The organism is Marinobacterium lacunae, from assembly GCF_000705555.1.
Taxonomy (GTDB): domain Bacteria; phylum Pseudomonadota; class Gammaproteobacteria; order Pseudomonadales; family Balneatricaceae; genus Marinobacterium_D; species Marinobacterium_D lacunae.
In genome coordinates this window covers 1-6,572 of sequence record NZ_JMQN01000022.1, presented here as the reverse complement: position 1 = coordinate 6,572, position 6,572 = coordinate 1, and the positions used below count along the sequence as shown (strand labels likewise).

Annotated in this window: 4 protein-coding genes and 2 pseudogenes; all 6 read left to right on the top strand. The window is 55.8% G+C overall.

Translation table 11 applies throughout. The features are described 5' to 3' along the window. Positions 1–292: pseudogene (locus ADIMK_RS22110) on the top strand (tripartite tricarboxylate transporter TctB family protein); the annotation flags it as partial. Positions 293–309: 17 nt separating this feature from the next. Then, a complete protein-coding gene (locus ADIMK_RS09385; RefSeq protein WP_036186841.1) occupies positions 310–1,824 on the top strand; it encodes a tripartite tricarboxylate transporter permease in 1,515 nt (504 codons plus the stop codon). Continuing rightward, entirely contained in the window at positions 1,821–3,416 is a 1,596-nt protein-coding gene (garD, locus tag ADIMK_RS09380) for a galactarate dehydratase (RefSeq protein ID WP_051692801.1), read from the top strand. The genes ADIMK_RS09385 and garD overlap by 4 nt, the downstream gene beginning before the upstream one ends. 355 nt (positions 3,417–3,771) lie before the next feature. Further along, entirely contained in the window at positions 3,772–4,830 is a 1,059-nt protein-coding gene (locus tag ADIMK_RS09375) for a LacI family DNA-binding transcriptional regulator (protein ID WP_036186838.1), read from the top strand. A 291-nt stretch (positions 4,831–5,121) separates the two neighbouring features. Further along, the gene (locus tag ADIMK_RS09370; RefSeq protein ID WP_036186846.1) at positions 5,122–6,285 is read left to right on the top strand and encodes an L-talarate/galactarate dehydratase; all 1,164 of its coding nucleotides are present in this window, start codon (positions 5,122–5,124) and stop codon (positions 6,283–6,285) included. 91 nt (positions 6,286–6,376) lie between these two features. Beyond that, positions 6,377–6,572, top strand: a pseudogene (locus ADIMK_RS22105) (ABC transporter substrate-binding protein); the annotation flags it as partial.

The following is a 6,572-nucleotide window of genomic DNA, read 5'->3' as shown; positions in this document are numbered from 1 at the left end:
TGGCGAGCTGCGTCTGTCCCCGCTCGATGAGCATGCGGACAGGTTCCGTTTTTTCGGCACCATGGTTCTGGTCATCGTCTATTTCTGGTCGATGGATGCGGTCGGGCAGTTCTTCCCCAATACCGGGATGGGATTTCTGCTGACCTCCATTCCATTCATGCTCCTGCTGTCACTGCTCTATGTGCACAGCCTTACCCGCCGGGTCCTGTTGGGCATCGGCCTGAATTCGATCATCGCCCCGTTGGCGGCCTGGTATGTGCTGGGTCAGCTGTTCGCAATTTCGCTGCCTTGAGGGGATAGGTTCAGATTATGGAATTCCTTGCACTGCTTTCACCCGAGTTCTTCCTGCTGTCGGCGGCGGGCTGCCTGGTCGGCATCATCTTCGGTGCCATTCCCGGCATGACCGCGACCATGGCGGTGGCCGTCTGCCTGCCGCTGACCTACTCGCTGGGTCTGCACGAAGGCCTGGCCCTGCTGCTGGGTCTGTATGTCGGTGGTATCTCCGGCGGTTTGGTGCCGGCGATTCTGCTCAACATTCCCGGTACGCCCTCGTCCATCACCACCACCTTCGACGGTCACCCGATGGCCAAGGCGGGCGAGCCGGAGAAAGCGCTGAAGATCTGTATCGTCGCGTCGCTGGTCGGCGGTCTGTTCAGTGCCGTGGTGCTGTTCTTCTTCGCGCCCATGCTGGCCGACTTCGCGATCAAGTTCTCCTATATCGAGAAGTTCCTGATCATCTTCTTTGCGCTGACCGTGATCGCCTCGCTGTCGCAGAATATCCTGGCCGGTATCTTCAGCGGTCTGCTCGGTGTGCTGCTGGCGTTGATCGGGACCTACGATACCTCCAACGGCGGCAATGGCGAGTATCGCCTGATGTTCGACTTCATGGTGCCCTACCTGGAGACCGGCTTCTCGCTGCTGCCGGTACTGATCGGCCTGTTTGGTCTGGCCACGATCTTCGAAGAGGCTGAGAAGGGGATCAAGGCGGAGGATAGCCACAACCAGATCAAACTGAAGGGGCACAAGCCGTTCCACTTCACTGTATTCAGAGGTCAGATCAACAACCTGATCCGCTCCTCCAGCATCGGCACCTTCGTCGGTATGCTGCCGGGTATCGGCGGCAGTGCGGCTTCGGTACTGGCCTATAGTCAGCAGAAGAATCTGTCGAAAAATCCGGAGAAAATGGGCAAGGGTGCGGCCGAAGGGATGATCGCGTCGGAGTCCGCCAACAACGCACTGACCGGCGGTGCACTGATTCCGCTGCTGTCGCTGGGTATCCCGGGTGACAGCACCACCGCGGTGCTGATCGGGGCGTTTACGCTGCAGGGGCTGCAGGTAGGGCCGCTGTTCATCGGCGAACACATGGATACCTGGTACTCGATGATGGCTGCGCTGCTGTTTGCCAACTTCGTCATGTTCGGCGCCATGTTCTTTGCCATCCGCTATATCGCCAAGGTGGTGATGGTACCCAAATACATCCTCTATCCGATCATCATCATGATGTGCGTGATCGGTGCCTATGCGATCAACTACGGCATCATGTTCGACGTCTGGACCCTGCTGATCTTCGGTGTGTTCGGCTGGCTTGCCGGCAAGATCGGTATCGAAGTGGCGCCCCTGGTGATCGGCTTCATTCTGGGCGGCTCCGCGGAGGTGTACTTCGTCAAGAGTATCGAATCCTATGGCAGCCTGAGCATCTTCTTCACCAAGAGCCCGATCGCGGTGGTGCTCTGGCTGCTGATCCTGGCCTCCGTCGTGTTCTCGATCCTGATGCACCGCAAGAACAAGCGCCTGGCCAACCAGGTAGAGGAGGCCAACGCATGAGCGCTGGTCCCGAGGTAAAGACGACAATGGCACAACAGAAACCGATCACCATCCGTATCAAGCCGGAAGACAACGTGGCGATCGTGGTCAATGCCGGCGGCCTGCCGGCGGGCACCGAACTTGATGACGGTACCGTGCTGGTCGAGCATGTGCCCGCCGGTCATAAGGTGGCGTTGAGTGCTATCGATCAGGGCGGCGAGATCCGTCGCTACGGCGAGGTGGTGGGTTACGCCATGGAACCGATCGCCCGTGGCCGCTGGATCAATGAAACGGTGACGGAGATGCCGACCCCGCCGGCGCTGAATGAGTTACCGCTGGCGACACGGCCGGCACCGGCGCTGGAGCCGCTGGAGGGGTATACCTTCGATGGCTATCGCAACGCGGATGGCAGCGTGGGTACCCGTAACGTGCTCGGTATCAGCACCAGTGTGCAGTGTGTGGCGGGCGTCACCGACTACGTGGTGAAGCGGATCAAGGCGGAGCTGCTGCCGCGCTTCCCCAACGTCGATGACGTGGTGGCGCTGAACCACAGCTACGGCTGTGGCGTGGCGATCAACGCGCCTGCGGCCATAGTCCCGATCCGCACCCTGCAGAACATCGCCCGCAACCCCAACCTGGGGGGCGAGGTGATGGTGATCGGCCTGGGCTGCGAAAAGCTCTCTCCAACCCGGCTGTTGCAGGTGGAGGGTGAAGAACAGACCCTGAAAGTGATCGATCCCGCCAACGAGACTGAGCGGATCCTCAGCCTGCAGGACGAGCAGTTCCAGGGGTTCGGCGAGATGGTCGATGGCATCCTGAAGATGGCCGAGCTGCATCTGAGCAAGCTCAATGCCCGTAAGCGGGAGCCCTGTCCGGTCTCCGACCTGGTGGTAGGGATGCAGTGCGGTGGCTCCGATGCGTTCTCCGGTGTTACCGCCAACCCGGCCTGCGGCTTTGCCTCCGACCTGATCGTACGCGCCGGTGGCAGCGTGATGTTCTCCGAAGTTACCGAGGTGCGCGATGCCATCCATCTGCTGACGCCGCGTGCGGCGACCAAGGAGGTGGGCGAGGCGCTGCTGCGCGAGATGGACTGGTACGACAATTACCTCAACCAGGGCAGCGCGGACCGCAGCGCCAACACCACGCCCGGCAACAAGAAGGGTGGCTTGAACAATATCGTCGAGAAGGCGATGGGCTCCATCGCAAAGTCGGGCACCAGCCCCATCGTCGATGTGCTCAGCCCCGGTGAGCGGATCCGCAAGCGCGGTCTGAATTTCGCGGCCACGCCGGCCAGTGATTTCATCTGCGGCACCCTGCAGTTCGCCTCCGGCATGAACCTTCAGGTGTTCACCACCGGGCGGGGCACACCCTATGGCCTGGCCGTGGCGCCGGTGATCAAGGTGTCCACAAATAGCACGCTGGGCAACCGCTGGCACGATCTGATCGACCTGGATGCGGGGCGTATCGCCACCGGTGAAAAGACGATCGAGGAGATCGGCTGGGAGCTGTTCCAGCTGATCCTGGATGTGGCCTCGGGCCGCAAACAGGTGTGCGCCGACAAGCTGGGGATCCATAACGACCTGGTGCTGTTCAACCCGGCCCCGGTGACCTGAGTGTGCGGGTTTCTCCCGCGCTCAACCTGCGGGGGAGACCTGGTCTGAGGCATGTCGGGACCTGAGGGACCGGGCGCAAAAGAAACACAGGGAGGTGGATCAATATGAAATGCACGCAACGACCCCTGGCGATGTGATGACACCGTCGTGTACAACCATTCTGGCCTCATCTAGGCAGCCTGTGAACAAACCTCTATTTACGCTGGGGCATGGATTGGCCTGCGTAAAAGGCTTATTCACTGATTCCGCGAAGGCTGGCTAGGGTAATATACCTGGGGCTTACAGCCTATACGCACGATTCGATGCTTTGAACACGTTATAATTTTCCCAAATACTTGGATGAATTCTTGGTCATATGCGAGAAAAAAGAGATCAGAGTAGTGAGCCGGAGGTTGAAGGCAACTTAAAGCCAGGAGGTGCCACCCTTGCGGATGTTTCCAAGCTAGCGGGTGTTTCGTCCATGACGGTATCACGTGCACTACACAAGCCCGAGGTTGTATCGAAGAAAACGCTGGAAAAAGTCAATTGGGCGGTGGAGCAGCTGGGCTACATTCCTAATATGATGGCCGGGAGTTTGATGAGCAAACGTAGCCGCCTCGTGGCAGTGTTTGTCCCTACGGTGGCGCATTCGATATTTGCCGATATGGTTCAGGCCCTCATGCATAGTTTGGCTCGAAAGGGCTATCACACGATAATCGGTGTAACGGAGTACTCGGATAAACAGGAGCAGGAGTTAGTCGAGGCTATATTAGGACGGAGACCGGACGGTATCGTTCTAATAGGGACTCAGCACAGTGATCTGACACGAAAACGGCTTCAGGTTTCTAACGTTCCGGTTGTAGAAGCCTGGGATATGTGCGACGAACCTCTGGACATGCTCGTTGGTTTTTCGCACGAAGAAGTCGGACGTGCCATAGCTCGACATCTACTGAGTAAGGGCTTTAGGCGCTTTGCCGCGATCTCTGTCGCAGATCCTCGAGGTATTAGACGAATAGGGGCAATGCTAGACGAGTTAGCGAAGCATGAAATTGTCGATGTGCCGCACTTATACCTACCGATTCCAGCGACGTTAAGTACTGGTCGTGATGGCCTAAGGCAGTTGCTCGAGTGTAATGGGCGACCTGAGGTAGTGGTCTGCAGTTCGGACACTATCGCTCAGGGAGTTCTCGCGGAAGCTGCGAGCAGAGGGCTAAAGGTGCCTAACGACCTCGCCGTTATGGGATTCGGGGATCTCAGTAGTGCTAGCCAGGTATACCCGTCCTTATCTTCTGTCAGGCTTGATGGTCAATTGGTGGGTGAGACGATTGCAAAGGTTTTGTTGGATCGTATTGCCCAAAAGAGTAGCGCGACCCGCGGTCTGCGAGTTGATACCGGATTCAATATTATTGACCGCGAGAGTACCAGGCGGAGTTAGCGCGTAGAGCTGGAAATCGGTGTCGAAGATTGAGGATTAGTGATGGGTCTTCATTCGGAATTGTTGTGTTGTTTGGAAGCGATACCCTGTGTTTTTTCTTTATGGGGGTTGAATGTTAGCGCTAACAGTATAGTATGTGACTTACACGTCGAACATTCGGTCGTGTAGTTGAAAGTAGGTTTGGATCTATTATCGACACTTGGTTGGCGGTAGTATTTTACTCTAAATTGTTAGCGCTAACATTTTGTTTGATGCGGAAGCTAAGATTATTAGACGTTTCGGGGTATGGCGATGCAAAACAGTGTACTGCTTGACACTCCGTCATCTGACGGTGACAAGATTGAATGGGTAAAAATCTCGCTGGTATTTCTACCCCTAGCGAATCCAATCAGCGATGCTAAGGTGCTTACGGGGCGTCAAAAGCCCATGACAGAAATCGCAATGCTGTTTGCGGAGATAGGGACCCAGGAAGGAGGCTATGGTCTAGGGTTCAGTTACTCGAAGCGTGCCGGCGGGCGGGGTCAGTTTGAGCATGCTAAGGAGATTGCACCGACGTTGATCGGCGAAAATCCGAGCGACATTTCCAAAATATGGACGAAACTGTGCTGGGCAGGTGCATCGGTGGGACGTAGTGGTATTGCGACTCAGGCAATCGGTGCTTTCGATGTGGCGTTGTGGGATCTGAAAGCCAAACGCGCGAATCTTTCTTTGGCGAGGCTGTTGGGCGCCCAAAGAGACTCTGTCCGAACATATAACACCTCTGGGGGCTTCCTCCATACTCCGCTGGACCAGCTATTGGTTAATACCGATATCTCCCGAGAAAAAGGGATAGGGGGGATAAAACTGAAAGTTGGCCAGCCCGATTGTCAGGTCGACATTAAACGCGTCGAAGCTGTACGTGCGCACTTGGGTGATGACTTTCCTTTGATGGTAGATGCAAACCAGCAGTGGGACAGAGCGACCGCGCAACGTATGTGTCGTGAATTCGAGCAATTTAATCTCGTCTGGATTGAAGAGCCTCTTGACTGTTATGACGCGGAAGGTCATGCGGCACTTGCTGAAAAATTCGATACGCCAATTGCGACCGGTGAGATGCTTACCAGTGTTTCGGAGCACATGGAGTTTATAAAACTTCGCGCCACTGATTATTTGATGCCGGATGCTCCACGCGTGGGGGGCATAACGCCCTATTTGAAAGTCGCGTCGTTGGCTGAGCACTATGGGTTGATGCTGGCACCGCATTTTGCCATGGAACTACATGTTCATTTGGCCGCTACATACCCGACGGAGCCTTGGGTCGAGCATTTCGAGTGGCTGGAGCCACTGTTTAATGAACGGCTGGAAACCCGCGATGGCAGGATGCTAGTGCCGACCCGACCGGGACTTGGGTTGTCGTTAAGTGAACGGGTGTCGGGTTGGACTGCAGCTCAAGTAACGTTTGGTGAAAAGAAATAAAAACTGAACTCGGGGGGGTTGTTTCATCGATAAGCTGAGTTTTTTGATCGAAAAAACCATGTTTTAACTCTAATAAAAATAGGAATTTAAAATGAAAATAAATATGCAAAATACAAAGATGATGTGTGCGGGCATGGTGTTACTTGCTGCTGGGCAAGTGGTTGCTGCAGAGAGTCCGATCAAAGGCAATATCCGCGTTGTTATTGGCTCGTCGTCTACCGGTGGCGACACCTATCAGGCAACCAGCATTATCGCTGATGCTCTCTCCGAAAAACTGGATGCGAACT

What these genes read in the sequence shown, in the direction of transcription:
- ADIMK_RS09385 (WP_036186841.1), top strand. Translation starts at nt 310, where the DNA reads ATGGAATTCCTTGCACTGCTTTCACCCGAGTTCTTCCTGCTGTCGGCG.
- garD (WP_051692801.1), top strand. Translation starts at nt 1,821, where the DNA reads ATGAGCGCTGGTCCCGAGGTAAAGACGACAATGGCACAACAGAAACCG.
- ADIMK_RS09375 (WP_036186838.1), top strand. Translation starts at nt 3,772, where the DNA reads ATGCGAGAAAAAAGAGATCAGAGTAGTGAGCCGGAGGTTGAAGGCAAC.
- ADIMK_RS09370 (WP_036186846.1), top strand. Translation starts at nt 5,122, where the DNA reads ATGCAAAACAGTGTACTGCTTGACACTCCGTCATCTGACGGTGACAAG.